The 19,085-nt window shown below is 69.4% G+C and carries 23 protein-coding genes and 1 pseudogene; 17 read left to right on the plus strand and 7 right to left on the minus strand.

Annotated elements, in window-relative coordinates:
- Positions 1 to 149 precede the first annotated feature (149 nt).
- The 6 genes and pseudogenes from G020_RS0102020 to G020_RS0102045 all read left to right on the plus strand — a co-directional run.
- A complete protein-coding gene (locus tag G020_RS0102020; RefSeq protein ID WP_024328459.1) occupies positions 150 to 851 on the plus strand; it encodes a MotA/TolQ/ExbB proton channel family protein in 702 nt (233 codons plus the stop codon).
- On the plus strand, positions 848 to 1,273 hold the full coding sequence (locus tag G020_RS0102025; protein ID WP_024328460.1) for a biopolymer transporter ExbD: 426 nt from the start codon (positions 848 to 850) through the stop codon (positions 1,271 to 1,273). Before G020_RS0102020 ends, G020_RS0102025 begins: the two co-directional genes overlap by 4 nt.
- Positions 1,270 to 1,692, plus strand: coding sequence for a biopolymer transporter ExbD (locus G020_RS0102030; RefSeq protein ID WP_024328461.1), 423 nt, complete (start codon positions 1,270 to 1,272; stop codon positions 1,690 to 1,692). The genes G020_RS0102025 and G020_RS0102030 overlap by 4 nt, the downstream gene beginning before the upstream one ends.
- A gap of 3 nt (positions 1,693 to 1,695) precedes the next feature.
- Positions 1,696 to 2,607: an energy transducer TonB gene (locus G020_RS0102035; RefSeq protein ID WP_024328462.1), complete on the plus strand. Its 912-nt coding sequence runs from the start codon at positions 1,696 to 1,698 to the stop codon at positions 2,605 to 2,607.
- 36 nt (positions 2,608 to 2,643) lie between these two features.
- Positions 2,644 to 3,078, plus strand: a complete 435-nt coding sequence (locus G020_RS0102040; RefSeq protein ID WP_024328463.1) for a hypothetical protein — start codon at positions 2,644 to 2,646, stop codon at positions 3,076 to 3,078.
- 39 nt (positions 3,079 to 3,117) lie between these two features.
- A pseudogene (locus G020_RS0102045) lies at positions 3,118 to 3,351 on the plus strand (TonB-dependent receptor domain-containing protein); the annotation flags it as partial.
- A 189-nt stretch (positions 3,352 to 3,540) separates the two neighbouring features.
- Here G020_RS0102045 and G020_RS0102050 read toward each other — a convergent pair.
- Positions 3,541 to 3,816: a hypothetical protein gene (locus G020_RS0102050; protein ID WP_018946557.1), complete on the minus strand. Its 276-nt coding sequence runs from the start codon at positions 3,814 to 3,816 to the stop codon at positions 3,541 to 3,543.
- A gap of 247 nt (positions 3,817 to 4,063) precedes the next feature.
- Here G020_RS0102050 and G020_RS0102055 point away from each other — a divergent pair, with 247 nt between their 5' ends.
- Entirely contained in the window at positions 4,064 to 4,729 is a 666-nt protein-coding gene (locus G020_RS0102055) for a tetratricopeptide repeat protein (RefSeq protein WP_019021358.1), read from the plus strand.
- 24 nt (positions 4,730 to 4,753) lie between these two features.
- Here G020_RS0102055 and G020_RS0102060 read toward each other — a convergent pair whose 3' ends face one another.
- The 3 genes from G020_RS0102060 to G020_RS0102070 all read right to left on the minus strand — a co-directional run bounded on the left by G020_RS0102060 (position 4,754) and on the right by G020_RS0102070 (position 6,665).
- Complete coding sequence (locus G020_RS0102060; protein ID WP_024328465.1) at positions 4,754 to 5,200, minus strand: hypothetical protein; 447 nt, start codon at positions 5,198 to 5,200, stop codon at positions 4,754 to 4,756.
- A gap of 19 nt (positions 5,201 to 5,219) precedes the next feature.
- Positions 5,220 to 5,435: a hypothetical protein gene (locus G020_RS0102065; protein ID WP_018946554.1), complete on the minus strand. Its 216-nt coding sequence runs from the start codon at positions 5,433 to 5,435 to the stop codon at positions 5,220 to 5,222.
- 66 nt (positions 5,436 to 5,501) lie between these two features.
- Entirely contained in the window at positions 5,502 to 6,665 is a 1,164-nt protein-coding gene (locus G020_RS0102070) for a hypothetical protein (RefSeq protein WP_024328466.1), read from the minus strand.
- Between the two features lie 97 nt (positions 6,666 to 6,762).
- On the opposite strand from G020_RS0102070, the gene G020_RS0102075 reads away from it, so the two are divergent.
- Positions 6,763 to 7,470: a hypothetical protein gene (locus G020_RS0102075; RefSeq protein ID WP_018946552.1), complete on the plus strand. Its 708-nt coding sequence runs from the start codon at positions 6,763 to 6,765 to the stop codon at positions 7,468 to 7,470.
- Complete coding sequence (locus G020_RS0102080; RefSeq protein WP_018946551.1) at positions 7,467 to 7,970, plus strand: YcgN family cysteine cluster protein; 504 nt, start codon at positions 7,467 to 7,469, stop codon at positions 7,968 to 7,970. Before G020_RS0102075 ends, G020_RS0102080 begins: the two co-directional genes overlap by 4 nt.
- Position 7,971: 1 nt before the next feature.
- On the opposite strand, the gene G020_RS0102085 is transcribed toward G020_RS0102080, so the two are convergent.
- On the minus strand, positions 7,972 to 8,658 hold the full coding sequence (locus tag G020_RS0102085; RefSeq protein ID WP_024328467.1) for a glutathione S-transferase family protein: 687 nt from the start codon (positions 8,656 to 8,658) through the stop codon (positions 7,972 to 7,974).
- A 155-nt stretch (positions 8,659 to 8,813) separates the two neighbouring features.
- On the opposite strand from G020_RS0102085, the gene G020_RS0102090 reads away from it, so the two are divergent.
- From G020_RS0102090 to panD, 8 genes are all read left to right on the plus strand, one after another.
- Positions 8,814 to 9,245 carry an RNA-binding S4 domain-containing protein gene (locus tag G020_RS0102090; protein ID WP_019589205.1) on the plus strand — a complete coding sequence of 144 codons (432 nt, stop codon included), beginning with the start codon at positions 8,814 to 8,816 and terminating at the stop codon, positions 9,243 to 9,245.
- Entirely contained in the window at positions 9,238 to 9,687 is a 450-nt protein-coding gene (locus G020_RS0102095; protein WP_024328468.1) for an NUDIX hydrolase, read from the plus strand. The genes G020_RS0102090 and G020_RS0102095 overlap by 8 nt, the downstream gene beginning before the upstream one ends.
- A 40-nt stretch (positions 9,688 to 9,727) precedes the next feature.
- Positions 9,728 to 11,161, plus strand: coding sequence for a polynucleotide adenylyltransferase PcnB (gene pcnB, locus G020_RS0102100; protein ID WP_024328469.1), 1,434 nt, complete (start codon positions 9,728 to 9,730; stop codon positions 11,159 to 11,161).
- Positions 11,158 to 11,748 (plus strand): 2-amino-4-hydroxy-6-hydroxymethyldihydropteridine diphosphokinase, encoded by a 591-nt coding sequence (folK, locus tag G020_RS0102105; RefSeq protein ID WP_024328470.1) that lies wholly within the window; start codon positions 11,158 to 11,160, stop codon positions 11,746 to 11,748. Before pcnB ends, folK begins: the two co-directional genes overlap by 4 nt.
- Positions 11,745 to 12,395 (plus strand): deoxynucleoside kinase, encoded by a 651-nt coding sequence (locus tag G020_RS0102110; protein WP_018946545.1) that lies wholly within the window; start codon positions 11,745 to 11,747, stop codon positions 12,393 to 12,395. Before folK ends, G020_RS0102110 begins: the two co-directional genes overlap by 4 nt.
- Positions 12,396 to 12,404: 9 nt before the next feature.
- Positions 12,405 to 13,199, plus strand: a complete 795-nt coding sequence (gene panB / locus G020_RS0102115; RefSeq protein ID WP_024328471.1) for a 3-methyl-2-oxobutanoate hydroxymethyltransferase — start codon at positions 12,405 to 12,407, stop codon at positions 13,197 to 13,199.
- Between the two features lie 33 nt (positions 13,200 to 13,232).
- Entirely contained in the window at positions 13,233 to 14,105 is an 873-nt protein-coding gene (gene panC, locus G020_RS0102120; protein ID WP_029681186.1) for a pantoate--beta-alanine ligase, read from the plus strand.
- A gap of 85 nt (positions 14,106 to 14,190) precedes the next feature.
- A complete protein-coding gene (gene panD / locus G020_RS0102125; RefSeq protein WP_018871149.1) occupies positions 14,191 to 14,571 on the plus strand; it encodes an aspartate 1-decarboxylase in 381 nt (126 codons plus the stop codon).
- Between the two features lie 70 nt (positions 14,572 to 14,641).
- Here the strand turns inward: panD and ppc are convergent, their stop codons facing one another.
- Positions 14,642 to 17,494, minus strand: coding sequence for a phosphoenolpyruvate carboxylase (gene ppc, locus G020_RS0102130; protein ID WP_024328473.1), 2,853 nt, complete (start codon positions 17,492 to 17,494; stop codon positions 14,642 to 14,644).
- 96 nt (positions 17,495 to 17,590) lie between these two features.
- Positions 17,591 to 19,069: a glycogen synthase GlgA gene (gene glgA, locus G020_RS0102135; protein WP_024328474.1), complete on the minus strand. Its 1,479-nt coding sequence runs from the start codon at positions 19,067 to 19,069 to the stop codon at positions 17,591 to 17,593.
- Positions 19,070 to 19,085 lie beyond the last annotated feature (16 nt).

Below are 19,085 nucleotides of genomic sequence, written 5' to 3' on the forward strand. Positions count from 1 at the left end.
GAATAGTGTTGAAAACCATTCTCATTAGCGGTAATGTCGCGCCATCCACCCATTGCCAAGGGGCGGGTCCATCAAGAATGATTGTATGTGTCTGCAACGCCCTGCGCATACGCCCTGACCTCCTCCCCGGCAAAAAATCAGGACAGAACATGAATGCAATGATCGAGTCCCTGGCGGGCGAACGTGTCGCCGGGTTTCTGGATGCGGGCGGGCCGGTGGTGGCCATCCTGCTGGTGGCGTCGGTGGTGGCGCTGGCCTTCGTACTGGTGAAGCTGTGGCAGCTGTGGCAGCTGCGGGTGACCGACGTGCGTCCGGCCGAACAGGCCCTGGAGTTGTTCCACGGCGGGGACCCGGAGGCCGCCATCCGGCACGCCGAAGCCACGCCCAACCCGGCGGCCCGCGCGGTGGCGCGCGGCATCCGCGGACTGCGTGCCGGTGCCCCCGAGGCCATGGTGCGGGAAGAGGTCGTGCGTTATGGCAACGCGACCATCCAGTCCCTGCGCCAGGGTCTGCGGCCGCTGGAAGTGATCGGCGCGCTGGCGCCACTGCTGGGCCTGCTGGGCACGGTGATGGGCATGATCAGGGCCTTTCAGGCGCTGGAAGAGGCAGGCAGTCAGGTGGATCCCGCCGTGCTTTCCGGCGGGATCTGGGAAGCGTTGCTCACTACCGCCGTGGGACTGGCCGTGGCCATTCCGGTGGTGGCCGCACTGAACTGGCTGGAGACCCGGGTCGAGCGGGTGGCGCATCGCATGGATGACGCGGTCACGCGTCTGTTCATCGGGGAACTGTACGCCGCGGGCAGGCGCACGCAGGCCGCGCACAACCCGGCCCTGGAGCCCGACGAGCGATGATCGGAGCCCCGGCGGAACAGCCGATGCTGGATACCGGTCGCCCGCGCCGGCGCAACCTGATCAGCCTGACGCCGTTGATCGACGTCGTTTTCATCCTGCTGGTGTTCTTCATGCTCGCCTCCAGTTTCCTCGACTGGCGCGCCGTGGAGCTGGAGGCCCCGGCCGAGGCCGGGGGAGCCGGCTCCATGGAAGGCGCAATGCTGGTGGAGGTGCGGCCCGATGACCTGCGTCTGGGCGGCATTGCGGTACCCGCCGCTGAACTGCGCGAACGCGTGTCCGCGCGGCTGGCGGAGGATGCCGACACCCGCGTGCTGGTGATGCCGGTGGCCGGGGTGAACATGCAGCGCACCGTCGAGATCCTCGAGGCGCTGGCCGATGCCGGGGTCCGCGACCTGTCCGTGATCCGGGAGGGTGGCTCATGATCGGCCAGCGTCGCCATTTCCAGGTCGCGCACCGGCCGCGCAACGACGACGAGAGCATACTGCCGCTGATCAACATCGTGTTCCTGCTGCTGATCTTCTTCATGGTGGCGGGGCAGCTGAGCGCGGTGGATCCGTTCGAGGTCGAGCCGGTGGAGTCCGCGGTGGATGGCCAGCCCGGCCCCGACGAATTCATGGTGATCGTGGGTACCGAGGGGCGCCTGGCCGTCAATCAGGACGAAACCGACCTCGAGGGCATGATGATCCTGGTGCGTGAGCACCTGGGGCGTCACGGTGATGCCGCCCGGGTGCGGGTGAAGGCCGACGGGCGCGCCGAGGCCGTCGAGGTGGTCGGCATTCTCGAACGCCTGCGCGAGGCGGGCGTGGAGCGTATTGATCTGCTGACCGTGCCGGAGACCTGAAGCATGCAGCCCGGCATTCGACACTGGGTGGTCGCACTGATCCTGGCCGTGGTGCTGCACGGACTGGTCGCGATGGCCCTGTTGCTGCGCGAGCCACCCACCGGGGCCGAGGACGCCGGGGTCGGCGGCCTGGAGATCTCCATGGCGGCCGGGGGCTCCGCACCCCCGGCCGCCGCGGCGGAGCCGCCCGCGGAGACGGCCGAGGCCGAACCGGTCGAGCCCGAAATGCCCGAGCCCGCCCCGGCCGAGCCGGTCCGGCCGGAGGTGGCCGAAGCTCGGGAGCCGGAACGCCAGCCGGTCCGCGAAGCGGAGGAGGTCGAGCCCGAGCCCGAACCGGAGCCCGAACCCGAGCCGGAACCCGAGCCGGAACCCGAGCCGGAACCCGAGCCGGAGCCCGAGCCGGAGCCGGAGCCGGAACCGGAGCCCGAGCCGGAGCCCGAGCCGGAGCCCGAGCCGGAGCCGGAGCCGGAGCCCGAACCGGAGCCTGCGGGAACGGCCGAGACGGTCGCCGAAACCGATGCCGTGGCCGATGAGCCGGGCGAAGCGGATCCGACGGCCGACGAGTCCGGCCCCTCCGGGGACGCGGAGGGGGCCGCCGAGACCGATGCCACGGGCGGTGGCGACCCCGGGGCGGAGAGTGACTACCTTGCCGAACTGCAGGCCTGGGTCGAGCAGCACAAGCGCTATCCCAGAGCGGCCCAGCGTCGCCGGCAGGAAGGTACCGTGGAGGTCCGGCTGCAGCTCGCCCGTGATGGTTCGGTGATCGACTACGAGATCCAGGAGAGTTCCGGCTCCGGGATCCTGGATCGCGCGGTGGAAGACATGGTGCAGCGGGCCGACCCGTTTCCGGCGCCGGACAGTATCGGTCTGGACGGCTACGAGATCGTGGTGCCGGTGAATTTTTCGGTGCGCTGAGGAACGACGGATCGACGCGTTGTGGAGGCAGGCGAGATGACACGAAAGCGGCAGATTCACGGCGGACTCGCGGCAGGCGTGCTGGGGCTGGTCCTGGCGCTGCCGGCACTGGCGGAGGACGGCGGCGGGATCGGCGTCCAGCTGAACAAGCTGGAGCCCGACGGCGACGACTGTCGCGCCCATCTGGTACTGGAGAACGGCCTGGATCAGGCGCTGGAGTCGCTGCAGCTGGATCTGGTGGTGTTCGGCGATGACGGCATCATCCAGAGCCGGACGCTGCTCGAGATGGCACCGCTGCGGGCGGGGAGCACCTCGGTGCGGGCCTTCCGCATGACGGATACGTCCTGTGATCGCGTCGGGCGCATCCTCGTCAACGACGTCGCCGATTGCGAAGGCCCCGACGGCGCGGTCGCGGACTGTGCCGACCGCATCGAGATCGAAAGTCTGGCGGATCAGCCGCTGATTCGTTGAGTTGTGCTTCGGGCAGCTCCGCTCCGGAGCGGCTCCGGAGAAGACGTGAAGACCTCACGGGTACAGTACGCGGACGCCAGCCGCAATACCGTGGACTACCGGCGGTCGAACGCCTGCAGCGAATGGCTGCCCGGAGCTTCCATGACCTTTGACTTGGACGATCGCTGGCAGCTGCTGGCCGGTGTGCATCGCGGCTTTCCGCCGGCCGGAGGCGGAGCCGGGTCCGGTACCGCCCCCGAGACCAGTATCAACTGGGAGCTGGGCGGGCGCTATATCACCCCCGGACGATTTCCGCAGGAATGACGCACCGGTGCTGAGCTGCAGGCGTTCCTGACCCCCGGTCCCCGCTCGCAGGTTGCAGGCGGGAAGCAATAAAAGGCCCGACCGGAGAAGGTTTCCGGTCGGGCCCGGTGGCCGGGAAATGCGTTCGCATCGCCCCGGCGGAGCATTCGGGCGGGACGATCAGAACTGGGGTTCGTCGTCGCCTTCCATGTCACCACCCATGCCGTCGTCCATGCCATCGCCTTCGGGCTCCATTCCCTGGCCACCCATGTCACCTTCCGGCGGGGCGCCTTCCTGCATGCCACCTTCCATGCCGTCCTCGGCCGGCGGCGCGCCTTCTTCCATCTGCTGTTCTTCGAACTCGTCCATGCCCATGTCGTCACCGCCGCAGCCGGCGATCAGCAGGGCAAAGGGCACGATGGCGGTGGCAGCCAGCAGTTTCGTGGAACGTTTCATTGAGGTCCTCCTCATTGGGACAAGGGTAAGAATCAGGGACAGGGTCCCGTTACCCCTGTGTCTCCTGCCCCCGGGGGTGAGTTCCCGAGCCGCGCCGGCCGGATCCGCACGCAAGCGGGATGCCGGTGAAAAAAGAGAATGGCGTCACACTCTGTGGTTCGCGTGCCCGACCGCCGTGGGGGACATCGACGCTGCGTTGTCCGGTCGGTACATTGCCGGCCGACATGCCCCGAACCGAGTTCGCACCATGAATGCATCAAATGATCCGCGCGGGCTGCTCGAGCAGGCGCGCGCGGCCTGGAGGGACGGAGATACCGCGCGGGCGGTGGACCGCTGGCAGCAGGCCGCCACCGCGGGTGATCCGCTTGCGGCCTACAACCTGGGGGTGCTGCTGGATGAAGGCACGCACATGCCGCGCGACCCGGCGCGTGCCGCGATCTGGTATCTGCAGGCGGCCGAGGCGGGCTGGCCGGATGCCGCGTTCAATCTGGCGGTGCTGTTCGAACAGGGCGACGGCGTGGAGGCCAGCCCGAACGAGGCGGCGCGCTGGTTCCATGCCGCCGCCGAGGGCGGCAATCCGCAGGCGATGTTCAACCTGGGCCTGAAGTTCGACGAGGGGCGCGGGTTGCCGCAGGACGCCGAGCAGGCGGCGCAGTGGTATCTGCTGGCGGCCGAGGCCGGCGAGGGCCGCGGGGCCGCCAACCTGGCGCGGCTGTTCGCGATGGGCGAGGGCGTGGAGCGCTCGGATGTCTCCGCCTTCAAGTGGTATGCGATCGCGGCGGAGATGGGCGTGGCCAGTGCGGCGCGCTATCGCGAGCGGGTGGCACGCGAACTCAACGCGGACGAGCGGCTGCATGCGGGGGAGCGGGCGCAGGAGTGGCTGGCGGAGTTCCCCCGGCGCGGGGATGCCTGAGTCCGCAGGGCGGCACCGCCGCGGTCAGACGACGATGTTCAGCTCGCGGCGGGGTTCCTCGGCCGGGCCGGCAAAGCTGAAGGCCAGTTCCACACGCCGGCGCAGGGCCTCGACCCCGGAATCCTCCAGCACGCCACCGTCGGCGATGCGCTCCTCGCCCGGACGGGCGTCGTCGGTCGTGCCGGACTGAAACGCCTCGATCTCGGCCGCCAGGCGCGCCTGGCCGGCCATTTCGCGGTCGTTGCGGGGCAGGACCAGGTCGGCACGCGGGTCGCCCTCGTCCCCGTTGCGGTTGCGCTGCTGCTCGGCGCGGTCCTCGATCGGACGGCGCGCGGCCCCGGCTTCGGGGTCGTTCAGCGGGCGATCGAACTCCGATGGCGCAGACAGCTGGCCGAGACCCAGGCGGTCCGAACCGCTCGGCCGGGTGGCCGGGACGGTCGGTGGTGCCGGATTGGTCAGCGGTGCTTCCATGGTGTCCCTCGCTTCCGCGTCAGGCACGGACGTCGAGCAGGCTCCCGATCATGCGGTCTTCGGCTTGCAGGGTCTTCACGTTCGCTTCCACGTGACGCTGGCTCGCGCTCATCTCGACCATCGCCGTGTTGCTCTGGCGGCTGCCGGCGTTCTCGGTGGCCACGGTGTGGGCCTGCTGACGCATCTGCGTCATGCCCTTCTGGATGCCCTGCAGGCCGCTGCTGCCGTCGATCATTTTCCGGTCCGGATTCGCACTTGTCTCGAATTATAGACCAGACCCCGGGAGATATGCTAAGGGCGCTCAGGAAGCCGCGGGGGCAGCCCCGAGATGTTCGGCCAGGCGGGCCGTGACCCGATCGCGGGCCGTGGCCTGTCGTTCCAGCCATCGAGTCAGCCGCGTCTGGCGCTGCCCGGCATCCGGCAGGGTCGAAAGGGTCTCGAGAATCGCCCCGGCCACGGCATCGGGATCTTCTCCGCGGCGGATCAGGCCGGTGGTCTCCGCGGCGCGACGCAGACGGACCTCGTCTTCCGGGGCGTCGCCGCTGGCGGCCGGGCCGGTCACCACGGCACTGCCGCAGGCAAGGGGGCGTGCCAGATCCGGCGGGGTCCGCGTGGCCGCCAAGGTACCCCCGGGCAGGGTGATGTCGGCGCAGGCGTAGGCGGCCTGCAGGGTCTGCGGATCCTCGATGTAGTAGACCCGGTTCTTGCGCGGGACATACGACGTCATGAACCGGTTGTGGCGCACGATCGGCAGCGAGTACTTGATTGCGTCGCGGTAGACCGGCTCGTGGCGTTCGGGGTCCGCCGGCGCCAGCAGGAGCAGGGCGGCGGTCTTCTGCAGGACCGCGAACAGCACTGCGAAGGCGAACGCCTCCTCGTCCGGGCCGGTGTTCGGGGCCAGCAGGATCGGGTGGCCGCGTTCGCGGTATTCGGCGAAGCGTTCGCAGAACGCCCGCTCGGGATCCGGGTCTTCCGGTGCGGGGGGCAGGGATACGGCCCCGGCGAGCGGGTCGCCGGTGGTCTCGGCGCCCAGTGCCGGGTCCACGGCGCCATCCCGCGCGGACAGCACGGTGGCGAAGGTGACCCCTTCCGGGGCGGGGCCCTCGGCGTTGATCCAGGCCACGCGGGCCCCGGCGGCCACAGTGGCCCGCAGCGCCTCGCCGGGGAGATCGACCGGGCCCAGCAGCACCACGGCCCGGGGGCGCAGGCGGGCCAGGCGCGCCGGAGCGAGTTCGGGGGGCAGGGCCACCGCCGGAAGGTCTTCGGGGGCTCCGGGCACGGCGGCCTCCCTGTCGCGGGGGGCATCGCTGACGCCCAGCAGCAGCGGGCCCAGGGCCTCGCCGAGACCGGCGAGCCAGTCGGGCGCCCGCGCGAGTTCGCGGTGCGAGGCGATGATCAGGGTACGGCCGGTGTATGCGGACGGGACCGAGCGGGCCGTGATCCAGGCAGACAAACGTGAGATCATGCGTGATCGGACGCGGGGCGCCGGGTGGTTTGCGAGCCGCCCAGTATAGCGACCCCGCGAGGATTCGCGCAGGGGTGGCTCGGGAGCAGAAGTCGGCATGAATCTACGCTGGACCATCGGGGCGGTCGTCCTCGCGGGCATTCTGGCCCTGGCGATGTTCGTCTACATGCAGCCCGGCGGGCAGCAGACCCGGCAGTTCGAGAGCCTGCCCTGGCAGGTGGAGGTGCTGGACCGGCAGCACACGCGGGTGCTGGGGATTACCCTGGGCGAGACCACCATGGCGGATCTCATGGGGCGGCTGCCGGTGCCCGAGATCCGGATGTTCGAGGATCCCGACGGGACGCGCTCGGTGGAGGCGTATTACGTGAACGCCCGCATCGAGCCGTTCGAGACCAACCTGATCCTGCGCCCCGATCTGGACGAGGCCGACCTGGACCGTATCGAGGCGGGGACGACCTCCGAACGGCCGATGCCGTCGGGTGCCCGGCGCTACGGCCTGGACGACGACACCCTTGCATCGCTGGGTAACGTGCCGGTGGTGGAGATGAGCTATATCCCCCGGGCACGCTGGGACGCGGATCTGCTGCGCCGGCATTTCGGCGAGCCGGCCGAGCGCATGCAGATCGACAGCGACCACGCCTACTGGCTTTATCCCGATCAGGGTGTGGCCGTGCTGCTGCCCGACCGCGGACGGCCGACCATGCACTACACCACGCAGGAGCGCTGGAGCCGGGTCGAGCAGCGCCTGCAGGAAGAGGGGCGCCGGCGGCTGGGCGAAGAGGACCACCGGGCGGAGACGCCGTGAGCGGCGAACGGCCCTTTTACCAGCGCCCGCTGGAGGAACTCGACGCGGCCGAATGGGAGGCCCTTTGCGACGGCTGCGGGCGCTGCTGCCTGCACAAGTTCGAGGACGAGGATACCGGCGAACTGGCCCACACCTGGCTGGCCTGCGACCTGCTCGACTGCGAGACCGGCCATTGCTCCGACTATGCCCGGCGTCGCGAGTCCGTGCCGGACTGTCTGCAGCTGACCCTGGAGAAGGTGGCGCAATACGACTGGCTGCCGCCCACCTGCGCCTATCGCCTGCGCTTTGCCGGGCAGCCCCTGCCCAGCTGGCACCCGCTGCTGACCGGCGACCCGGACAGCGTGCGCCGCGCCGGGGTGTCGGTGGCCGGGCGGGTCCTGCGCGAATGCGATGCCCCGGATCTGCCGATCATCGATTACGTGGTGGACTGGCCGGGCGAGGTTCCGCTGGCCGCCCGCCTGTTGCAGCCGGCGTCGGATGCCACCGGGGGATGCGAGTGATTCAGCCGCGGCGCAGTGCGGCCGCCAGTTGCCGGGGCGCGGTGCCGGTCTGGCCATCCAGGTAGGTGGCCAGGCGCTGCGAGAAATCCGCCGGTACCGAGTCGCGTACTGCGTCCATCGCCTCCAGCCACTGCCAGCGCGCCGCCAGGCGCGGGAAGGATTCGGGGTCCCAGGGACTGTCTTCGTGGTTGAGCAGCGCGTAGCGCATCAGCAGCGGCGCCAGGGTCGCGTCCACCAGCGAGAACTCCGCCCCGGCCAGCGCGTGGTCGCCGGCCATCTGGCGTTCCAGCCGCTCCAGACCTCGTGCCGCCTCGTGTGCGGCCCGTTCGAAGGCGTCCTCGTCGGCCGCGGTCATCCAGCGGTACTGCGCGAAGGTCTGTTCCGACAGGTACTCGATCCAGGCGCGGGCCCGGGCGCGTTCCAGCGGTTCCGGAGGCAGGCGTTCGGGCGGGGTAACGGCGTCGATGTATTCGTTGATGACCGCCGATTCGAACAGGACCGTGTCCCCGTTCACGATCAGGATCGGGACCTTGCCCAGCGGCGAGCGTTCCCGGAACCAGTCGGGCGGGTCGGCGAGGTCGATGCGGGTGAGTTCGTACGGCGCTGCCTTGTAATTCAGCGTGATGAGGCTACGCTGGACGAAAGGACAAATATCGAAGCTGACCAGGTGCAGATGCGGAAAGTCCATGGCATGGCCCGGTGGCCCGCGGGCGACCGGTTCCCCCTCCGGAAATATCGGTGCATGAAGGCGGCATTCTGGTCGCTCCGGTCCGCGGATAAAAGCCCGGGCCGGCCTGTCCCGGATGTGCGCGGGGCGTTCGCTACCTCCCCGCGGGGGTGCTCATGAGCCGGACGGGTCCAGCGGCGGCGCCTGCGTCCAGCCTGCGTCTGGACAAGTGGCTGTGGGCGGCGCGCTTCTTCAAGACCCGCGCCCTGGCGACGGAGGCGGTGTCCGGCGGCAAGGTCCATGTCAACGGCGAGCGCTGCAAGCCCGCACGCAAGCTGCATCCGGGGGATCGCGTACGGGTGCACAAGGGGAGCTGGTCCATGGAGGTCGACGTGGTGGCGCTGGATGATCGGCGGCGCCCGGCGACCGAGGCGGAGCAGCTCTATACCGAAACCCCGGAGAGCCGCGAGTCGCGCGAGCAGGAGGCATCCCGCCGGCGGCTCGAACGCGAGGCACGGGCCCCGGCGCCCTCGGGGCGTCCGGACAAACGCGAGCGCCGCAAGATCCGGCGTTTCGTGCGTCAGGATCAGGGAGGAACCGATGAGTGACCGACGCCCGCGTACGCCGGCCCTGGCGGTGGATCTGGTGATCCGGCATGCCGCCGAGCCCGGCCGGATCCTGGTCATCGAGCGTCACAACCCGCCGCACGGGTGGGCGCTTCCCGGGGGCTTTGTCGACGTGGGCGAGAGCGCCGAACATGCCGCTGAGCGCGAGGCCCGCGAGGAAATCGGTCTGCAGGTCGAACTGCAGGCCCTGCTGGGGGTGTATTCGGCGCCCGATCGTGACCCCCGCGGGCACACCGTGAGCGTGGTGTATCTGGCTCAGGGGAACGGTCAGGCGCGGGCCGCCGACGATGCGCGCGACTGCGCCTGGCTGGACCCGGGCGACCCCGGTTTGCCACTGGCCTTCGATCACCGCCGCATCGTGGACGACTATCTGCGCTATCGCCTTACCGGCGAAGTGGCTCCACTGAGAACAAGGACGGATTAGCTGTTAAGATACGCTCCCGAAGCCATTCTGACGGCCCTGTGTGACCCGCCCTGATACCGAAATCCCGGCCCCGGCCGAATCCGATTCCCGCGACGACGCTTCGCGCGCCGGCGATGAACACGTCGTGCCGCGCGTCTATACCCGCGAGGAACACGGCATCTCGCGCGCGGCCATCGACAACAACGCGCTCAAGGTGCTGTACCGCCTGCGCGACGCCGGGTACCGCGCCTGTCTGGTCGGCGGCGGCGTGCGCGACCTCCTGCTGGGGCGCGAGCCCAAGGACTTCGACGTGGCCACCGACGCCACCCCCGAGGAAGTCCGCGGGGAGTTCCGCAACTGCCGACTGATCGGTCGGCGGTTCCGGCTGGCTCACGTGCTGTTCGGCCGCGAGGTGATCGAGGTCGCGACCTTCCGTGCTCCGCACGATGCCGGTGGGGACGATGACGACGACGACGGCGACGTGGTCCTGAGCGACGACGGCCGCATCCTGCGCGACAATCGCTACGGCACCATCGAGCAGGACGCCCTCCGGCGCGATTTCAGCGTCAACGCGCTGTACTACGACATCAACGACTTCTCGGTGCTGGACTACACCGGCGGCGTCGAGGACCTGCGCGAGGGCGTTCTGCGCCTGATCGGCGACGATCCCGAGACGCGCCTGCGCGAGGATCCGGTGCGCATGCTGCGGGCGGTGCGTTTCTCCGCCAAGCTGGGGCTGCGCATCGACCCGGCGGTGGACGAGGCGATGCACCGGCTGGCGCCGCTGATGCGGGAGGTCGCCCCGGCACGGCTGTTCGACGAGGCGATCAAGCTGTTCCACAGCGGCGAGGCGGTCACCTGCCTCGACGAGCTCGAACGCTTCGGCCTGTTCGAGGCGATGTTCCCGTCCACCGCCGAGGCCTTCGACGACCCCGACGATCCCGAGGCCGGTCTCAGCCAACGTGCTTTCCTGGTCGAGGCGCTGCGCAACACCGACAAGCGTCTGGCCGAGGACCAGGGCGTGCACCCGGCGTTTTTGTATGCCGCGCTGATGTGGGCGCCGCTGCACTGGGAGGCCACGGCGCGCATCGAGGAAGGCGAGAACCCGGCGCCGGCCTGGGATCAGGCGATGTCGCAGATCCTCGACGAGCAGGGCGAGACCATCACCATCCCGCGCCGCTTTGCGCTGGTGATTCGCGAGATCTGGGACATGCAGAGCCGGCTGGAGACCCACTCCGGGGCGCGCGCCCTGAAGCTGCTGACGCATCCGCGTTTCCGTGCCGGTTACGATTTCTACTGCCTGCGGGCGCAGGTGGGCGAGGCCGACGAGCAGATCTGCAGCTGGTGGACCGAACTGCAGGAAAAGGACGAGGCCGGACGCAAGGAAATGACCGGGGCCTCCGGCGGGGATGGCAAGCGCAAGCGCCGCAAGCGCAAGCCGCGGGGGCGCGCCGGCAGCTCGGGCGGGAAGAAGGCGGGGGAAGACTCGGCATGACCCGAATCCAGCCCGGCGGGCGCACTGCGGCCGTGTCGGCCTACATCGGCATCGGCGCCAACCTGGGGGATCCGGTGGCACAGGTTCGCGGTTCCTTTGCCCGCCTTGCCGTTGAGGTGCCCGATACGCGGCTGGCCGGACGCTCGCGGCTGTACCGCAATCCGCCGATGGGACCGCCGGATCAGCCGGACTACGTCAATGCCGTGGCCCGGCTGCATACCCGCCTGACGCCGCGCGAACTGCTGCATGCGCTGCAGGCCATCGAACAGCGCTGCGGGCGCGTGCGCGACGGCCAGCGCTGGGGGCCGCGGCTGCTGGATCTGGACCTGCTGCTGTACGGCGACCGGGTGCTGAACGAGCCGGGACTCGCGGTGCCGCATCCGGGGGTGGCCGAGCGCAATTTCGTGGTCCTGCCGCTGCAGGAGCTGGCACCGGGGCTGGAGATCCCCGGGTGCGGCCCGCTGGCGGCGCTGGCCCGTGCCTTTGACCCCGCCGCCCTGATCCCGGTGGAGGAGTCGGGCGACAGTGAAGCGGAGGCCGCCGCGGTGGAGCCACCACCGGGCCGCCGCGCGGGGGCGGGCGCATGAGCCTGGGCCATTTCGACTTCATCGCGGTCGAGGGGCCGATCGGCGTCGGCAAGTCCTCGCTGGCGCAGCGGCTGGCGGAACACCTGCGCGCGGAGCTCTTGCAGGAGGCCCCCGACGAGAACCCGTTCCTGGAACGTTTCTATCAGGATCCGGCCAAGCATGCCCTGGCCACCCAGCTGTATTTCCTCGTGCAGCGGGTCCGCCAGCTGACCCCGGTGGCGCAGAAGGGGCTGTTCCAGCAGGCGCATGTGGCCGACTACCTGATGGACAAGGACCCGCTGTTCGCCGAACTCAATCTGGCCCCGGACGAGCTGGAGATCTACCACGAGATGTTCCGCCGGCTGCGCCAGGGGCTGCCGCAGCCGGATCTGGTGATCTATCTGCAGGCGCCGGTGGACGTGCTGCAGGAACGCATCCGTCAGCGCGGACGGGCCTATGAACGCCGGATCGAAACCGCCTATCTGGAGCGGCTGAACGCCGCCTACGCGGATTTCTTCTATCATTTCGAGGGACCGGCGCTGGTGATCGTCAACGCGACCGAGATCGACTGGGTGAACAACCCGGCCGATTTCGACCAGCTGCTGCAGTTTCTCGAACCGATCCAGGGCGGGCGACACTACTTCAACCCGCTGCCGATCACGCTGTAGGGGACACGCATGGGGGCGATCACCGTCAACACCCTGGCCGAGCGTCGGCGGGCCGGCGAGCGCTTTGCCTGTCTGACCGCCTACGACGCCGCGTTCGCGCGCCTGCTGGACGAGCAGGGCGTGGAGGTGATCCTGGTCGGAGATTCGCTGGGCATGGTGGTGCAGGGGCACGCCACCACGCTGCCGGTAACCCTGGAGGACATGGTCTATCACACCGCCGCGGTGGCCCGCGGGGCACGCCGGGCCCTGATCATGGCCGACCTGCCGTTCCTGGGCGATGCCGATCCGGCCACCGCCCTGGCGCAGTCGGGCGCGTTGATGCGGGCCGGGGCGCACATGGTCAAGATCGAATGCAGCGCGACCCAGATCCCGGTGGTCGAACGCCTGGTGGATGCCGGCATCCCGGTGTGCGCCCACCTCGGACTGACCCCGCAGGCGGTGCACCGCATGGGCGGATATCGCGTGCAGGGGCGCGATGCCGAAGCCGCGGCCCAGCTGGAATCCCTGGCCGGGCGGCTGGAGAAGGCCGGGGCCCAGGCCCTGCTGCTGGAAGGCGTGACCGAGGGGCTGGCGACCGCGGTGGCGCGGGCGGGCGACGTGCCGGTGATCGGGATCGGCGCCAGCCCCGCCTGCGACGGCCAGGTGCTGGTGATCGCCGACGTGATCGGTCTGACCCCGAATCCGCCGCGCTTCGCCCGCGATTTCCTCGCCGAAGGCGGCTCGCTGGCCGGTGCGGTCCGGGCCTATGTCGGCGCGGTGCGCGAGGGGCGCTTCCCCGAGTCCGGCGTGCATACCTTTTCGTAGCGAACTCCGGTTCAGACGAGGCTCGGGACGGCCATGAGAATCCTTCGAGATCGACCACAGATCCAGGCGATGCGCCGTGAGTGGACCCGGCGCGGCAGCCAGGAAACCATTGCCCTGGTGCCCACCATGGGACACCTGCACGAGGGGCACATGACCCTGGTGCGCGAGGCGCGGGCGCGGGCCTCGCGCGTGGTGGTGTCGATCTTCGTTAATCCGCTGCAGTTCGACCGCGAGGAAGACCTCGCGAACTACCCGCGCAGCCTGGAAGAAGACTCCCGCCGGCTGGCGGATGCCGGCGTCGACGCCCTGTTCTGCCCGGACGAATCGGTGATGTACCCGGACGACGGGCTGCCGCCGGTGAAGGTGGTCGTGCCGGTGCTGTCGGAGATCCTCGAGGGGGCGTTCCGTCCGGGCCATTTCGACGGTGTGGCGACGGTGGTCGCCAAGCTGTTCAACCTGGTGCGCCCCGACATCGCCCTGTTCGGCGAGAAGGATTACCAGCAGTTCCGCCTGATCGAGCGCATGGTCAGCTCGCTGGACATGCCGGTGCGGGTGGATGCGGTACCCACGGTGCGCGAGCCGGACGGGCTGGCCTGTTCCTCGCGCAACAGCCGGCTGACCGCGGAGTCGCGCGCGCGAGCGCCGGCGCTCAAGCGCGTGCTCGACGAGGTCGCCATCGTCTGCCGGCGCGACCGCAGCGGCGCGGCCGACCGGGTCACCGAGATCGAGGCGGAGGCCTGCGACCGCCTGCGCGAGGCCGGGCTGGATGCCGAATACGTGGCCATCCGCCGGGCGATGGATCTCGCCGAGCCGGTGGCCGGCGAGGCCCTGTGCGAGCAGGACCTCGTGATCCTCGGGGCCGCCTGGCTGGACAGCGTGCGCCTGATCGATAATCGCCGGCCCTGAGTCGGACGCGGGACATTGCCGCTCCCGCGTGCATCGCGCATAATTCCGGCCCCGTGAAAAGACCGTTCGCCGACGGAAGACGCTTATGCTGGTCACCATGCTCAAGGGCAAGCTGCACAAGGCCCGAGTCACGCACTGTGAGCTCGAGTACGAGGGGTCCTGCGCGATCGATACGCGTCTGCTGGAGGCCTCCGGGATCCTGCCGTTCGAGCAGATCCAGATCTACAACGTGGACAACGGCGAACGCTTCACCACATACGCGATCGAGGCGGAAGCCGGGTCCGGGGTGATCTCGGTCAATGGCGCCGCTGCGCACAAGGCATCGGTGGGCGATCGCGTGATCATCTGTGCCTACGGCCAGCTGGATGCCGCCGAGGCGCGCGAGTTCACCCCCGATCTGGTGTATCTCGACGCCGACAATGCCATCGCCCGAACCGGGCACGATATCCCCGTCCAGGCCGCCTGAGTACGGCATTATTGGCCCGGGGCCCTGCATGAGCCCCGGGGCCCCGGCCAGTGCGTGTCCCGCTCCGGTCTCAGCCGGTGTTGCGCATACCCGCGGCGATCGCGTTGATCGAGCGCAGCAGCGGCGAGATCCAGGGGTTCTCCCGGGCGTCCCCGTTCCCTTCGTTCTCGGCCTCGAAACCCCGTGACTGGCGCAGCAGGTGGATCTGGATGCTGTTGAGCGGATCCAGATAGGGGTTGCGCCGCTGCAGCGAGCGCGCCAGCAGAGGCGTTTCTTCCATCAGCCCGTCCAGCTGAGCCACCCGCAGCACCTCGTTGACGGTGCGGCTGTGTTCCTCGCGTACCCGCGAATAGATGCGCTCGGACAGGTCGGTGTCGTGCGACAGCCGGGCGTACTCGGCGGCGGTGCGCATGTCGGCCTTGGTCAGGGCCATCTGGCAGTTGGACAGCAGCGAACGGAAGAACGGCCACTCCTGATACATGCGCTGCAGCTGTTCCAGGCGTGCCGGATCGTCGCCGCGCCAGCGTTGCAGCGCGTTGCCGATGCCGTACCAGGCCGGCAGGGTGTGGCGCGACTGGGCCCAGCCGAAGACCCACGGGATCGCGCGGATGGAGCTCTTGGAGCGGTCGGTCTTGCGCCGGTGCGAGGGTCGCGAACCGATGTTGAGATAGCCGATCTCCTGCACCGGAGTGATCTCGTAGAAGTAGTCGAGGGTGCCCGGGGTGCGGTCGATCAGATCGCGGTAGGCCTCCTCGCCCAGACGCGCCAGCTCTTCCATGGTCTCGCGGTAGTCGTCGCGGTCGCAGCGCGGCGGACGGATCAGGCTGCGCGAGGCGAGCATCAGGCCGGTCGCGCCCATGCCCAGCTCGTACACCGCGGTCTCGACGTTGGAGTACTTGTACGACAGGACCTCGCCCTGTTCGGTGAACTTGATCCGACCCTGCACGGTGGCCGGGGGCTGGGCGAGGATGGACTCGTGGGTCGGGCCGCCGCCGCGCCCGACGGTGCCGCCGCGGCCGTGGAACAGCTGGCAGCGCACGCCGTAGCGGTCGGTGATGCCGACGATCTTCTTCTGCGCCTCGTAGAGGTTCCAGCTGGAGGCGAGGATGCCGCCGTCCTTGCAGGAGTCCGAGTAGCCCAGCATCACGTCCTGGACGTTGCCCGAGGCGGCCAGCAGGCGTGCGTACACCGGGTTGTCGAGCAGGCCTTCCAGTACATCTTCGACGTGCAGCAGGTCCTCGATGGTCTCGAACAGCGGCGAGATGCGCAGGTGACAGAAGGCGCCGTGTTCCGGGTGCTCGCCGGCCAGTCCGGCCAGGCGGCCCAGCAGCAGGACCTCCAGTACGTGCGAGGCCGCATGGGTCATGGAGATGACGTAGGTGCCGATGCCGTCCGGACCGACCTCGCCGCGCATGCGCCGGATGACCTCGAAAACTTCCAGGGTCTCGCGGGTACGTTCGTCGAGGGCGGCGCGATCGGGCTGCGGCAGCTCGTCGCCGCGGCCAATCAGCTCCGCCAGACACCGCTGACGGGCGGGCTCGTCCATGGCCGCGTAGTCCAGGGACGGATCGATGTGGCGCAGGATCTCGGCGACCGCCTCGGTGTGCACGGTGGATTCCTGGCGCACGTCCAGGTGATGCAGATGGAAACCGAAGGTCTCCACCAGGCGGATGAGGTCGGTCAGCGCGCCGCTGGCGATATTGCGGTCACCGTGGCTGATCAGGGAGTCACGGATCAGCTTCAGGTCCTGCAGGAAGGTTTCTGGCGTGGCGTAGGCGCTGTTGGTCGGCAGCACGGCGGCCTCGCCCCGGATCCGCCGGGTGACCGTGGCCAGGGTTTCCTGCAGGCGGTAGCGCATGATGTAGAGCTTGCGCCGGTAGGGCTCGGTCTCGAAGCGGTCGGAGGCGCCCTGGAATACGGCATTGGAGATGGTCGAGTCCGCCTGAAGGCTGGCGAGGAATTCGGCCGATGGCTCGCACATGTAGGAGGAGTGCGTGAGGACGTTGCGCAGGTCGTTGACCCGCTTGATGTACTCGCGCAGCACCTGTTCCATGGCCAGGCGCGACGCCAGTGCCGTGACCTCCGGGGTGACGTTGGGGTTGCCGTCGCGGTCGCCGCCGATCCAGGAGCCGAAATGCAGGAACGCGGGGATGCGTACCGGCAGGGAGCCGGCCGGGTTGACCCCGTAGATGCGGCGGATCGCCTTCTCGAGGAAGCGGTAGCTCTGCGGCACCGCCTCGAACAGGCTCTCCTCGAAATAGAACAGGCCGTACTTGATCTCGTCCTGGACCTCCGGCTTCCTCACCCGCACCTCGTTGGTGCGCCACAGGATCTGGATCTGGCTTTCCAGCTCTTCGGTGATCAGGCGACGTTCCTCGTCGCCCAGCCCCGGCTGATTGAGGCGGTCGGCGGTCTCGAACACCCGGCGCTGGTTTTCCATGGTGGTCCGCCGCCGGGCCTCGGTGGGATGCGCGGTGAACACCGGCTGGTAGTGCAGCTGTCCCAGCAGTTGCTCCAGTTCCTGCGCGGTGACGCCGTCGTCGTGCAGTTCGCGCAGGGCCTGGTCGAAGGAGCCCAGCCACAGCGGCTCGCCACTGGAGACCTGGGCGCGGCGCCAGCGGTAGAACAGGTCTTCCTCGGCGATGTTGACCAGCGAGAAGTAGATGCTGAAGGCACGGATCACGCGTTCGGTCAGGGTCGTGTCGAACTGCGTGATATCATCCATCAGTCGCTGGCGCAGCTCCGGGTCTTCCTCCTTGCGCAGGCTGACAAATCCACGGCGCAGGGTTTCCACCGCGTCGAAGACGGTCTTGCCCTCGAGTTTCCAGATGACGTTGCCCAGCAGTTCTCCGAACAGACGCACGCGCGCGCGCAGTTCCTTGTCCTGGGGCAGGAAACGGTCGTTGTGATCGGCTTGGTTCATGAGGCGGCCCGCGCAGCAGGGGGCCGGCCGCAGCCGGCCCCGCCGTGGTGGTTGCTTGCCTGCCGGCCCGTGCCGGTCGGCGGCGAAAGCCGGCGATTATAGCGCAGATGCGCCTGCGCGCGCCCGGGGGCGGTGTTCGCGATAGAGTTCGAGATAGGCCCCGGCGGCGACCTGCCAGTCGAAGTTCTGCTGCATCCCGGTGCGCATCAGCTGTTCCCAGCGGCCGTCGGCGCGGGCGTGGTAAAGCGCCAGGGCCCGCTCCAGGGCGTCGCCGAGCGCCGGGATGCTGTCCGGAGTGAAGCTGAAACCGGTGGCACGGCCGTCCTCCAGGGCTTCGGGAGTGGCGTCGACGACGGTATCGGCCAGGCCGCCGGTGGCATGCACCACCGGCGGGGTGCCATAGCGCAGGCTGTAGAGCTGGTTGAGCCCGCAGGGCTCGAAGCGCGACGGCATCGCGAACAGGTCGGCGCCCGCCTCGATCTGATGGGCCAGCGGTTCGTCGTAGCCGATGTGGACACCAACCCGCCCGGGGTGGGCCCGCGAGAGGGCGCCCGCGGCGTGCTCCAGGTCCGTCTGTCCGGAGCCGACCAGCGCCAGCTGGATGTGCCCGGCCTCGGCCAGCGGGGCGGCCACCGCCAGCAGCAGGTCCATGCCCTTCTGCTCGACCATGCGCCCGACGTGTCCCAGCAGCGGGATGTCCGGGTCTTCGGTCAGCCCCAGGCGGCGCTGCAGCGCGGCCTTGCAGGCGGCCTTGCCGGAGAGGTCGTCGGGGCCGTAGGCGGCGGCGATGTGCGGATCGCGGGCCGGGTCCCAGGCGCGGTAGTCGACGCCGTTGAGGATGCCGTGGAACACGTTGGCCCGGGCGCGCAGCACCCCGTCCAGGCCCATGCCGTGTTCCGGTTGCCGGATCTCGCGGGCATAGGTGGGCGAGACCGTGGTGATGGCGTCGCTGAACATCAGGCCGGCCTTCATGAAGGACAACTGCTGGTGGAACTCGACGCCGTCCGGGTGCCAGAGCTCGGCGGGCAGACCCAGTGCGGTCGCGGTTTCGGCCGGAAACAGGCCCTGATAGGCGAGGTTGTGGATGGTGAATACCGACGCCGGTGCATCCCGCGTGCCGCAGGCCTCGCGCAGGTAGATCGGCAGCAGGCCGCATTGCCAGTCGTTGCCGTGGACGATCTCCGGGGTCCAGTTCAGCCCGGCGTCATCCGCGGCCACCCGGGCCACCGCACGGGCGAAGCCGGCGAAGCGCTGCGCGTTGTCCGGCCAGTCCTGGTCGTTGGAGGCGGTGTACGGGTTGCCGGCGCGCTGGAAATATTCCGGCCAGTCGACCAGGTAGACCGGCATGCGCGTGCCCGGCAGGTGGCCCTCGATCAGCTGCCACGGAGCGTCTTCCGGTCCCGGGTGGGTGACCGGCCGGCGCAGGCGCTGCACCGCCTCGGGGTAGGCCGGCAGGATCAGGCGCGCGTCCTGTCGCCGGCGCCGCAGGGCGACAGGCAGGCTGGCGCTGACATCGGCGAGACCGCCGGTCTTGACCAGCCCGAAGACCTCGCTGGTGGCAAAGAGGATGCGCATGACGGCTTCTCCGTAA

Origin of the sequence: Thioalkalivibrio sp. ALR17-21, from assembly GCF_000420185.1 — a bacterium.
In the GTDB taxonomy this organism is placed as follows: Bacteria; Pseudomonadota; Gammaproteobacteria; order Ectothiorhodospirales; family Ectothiorhodospiraceae; genus Thioalkalivibrio; species Thioalkalivibrio halophilus.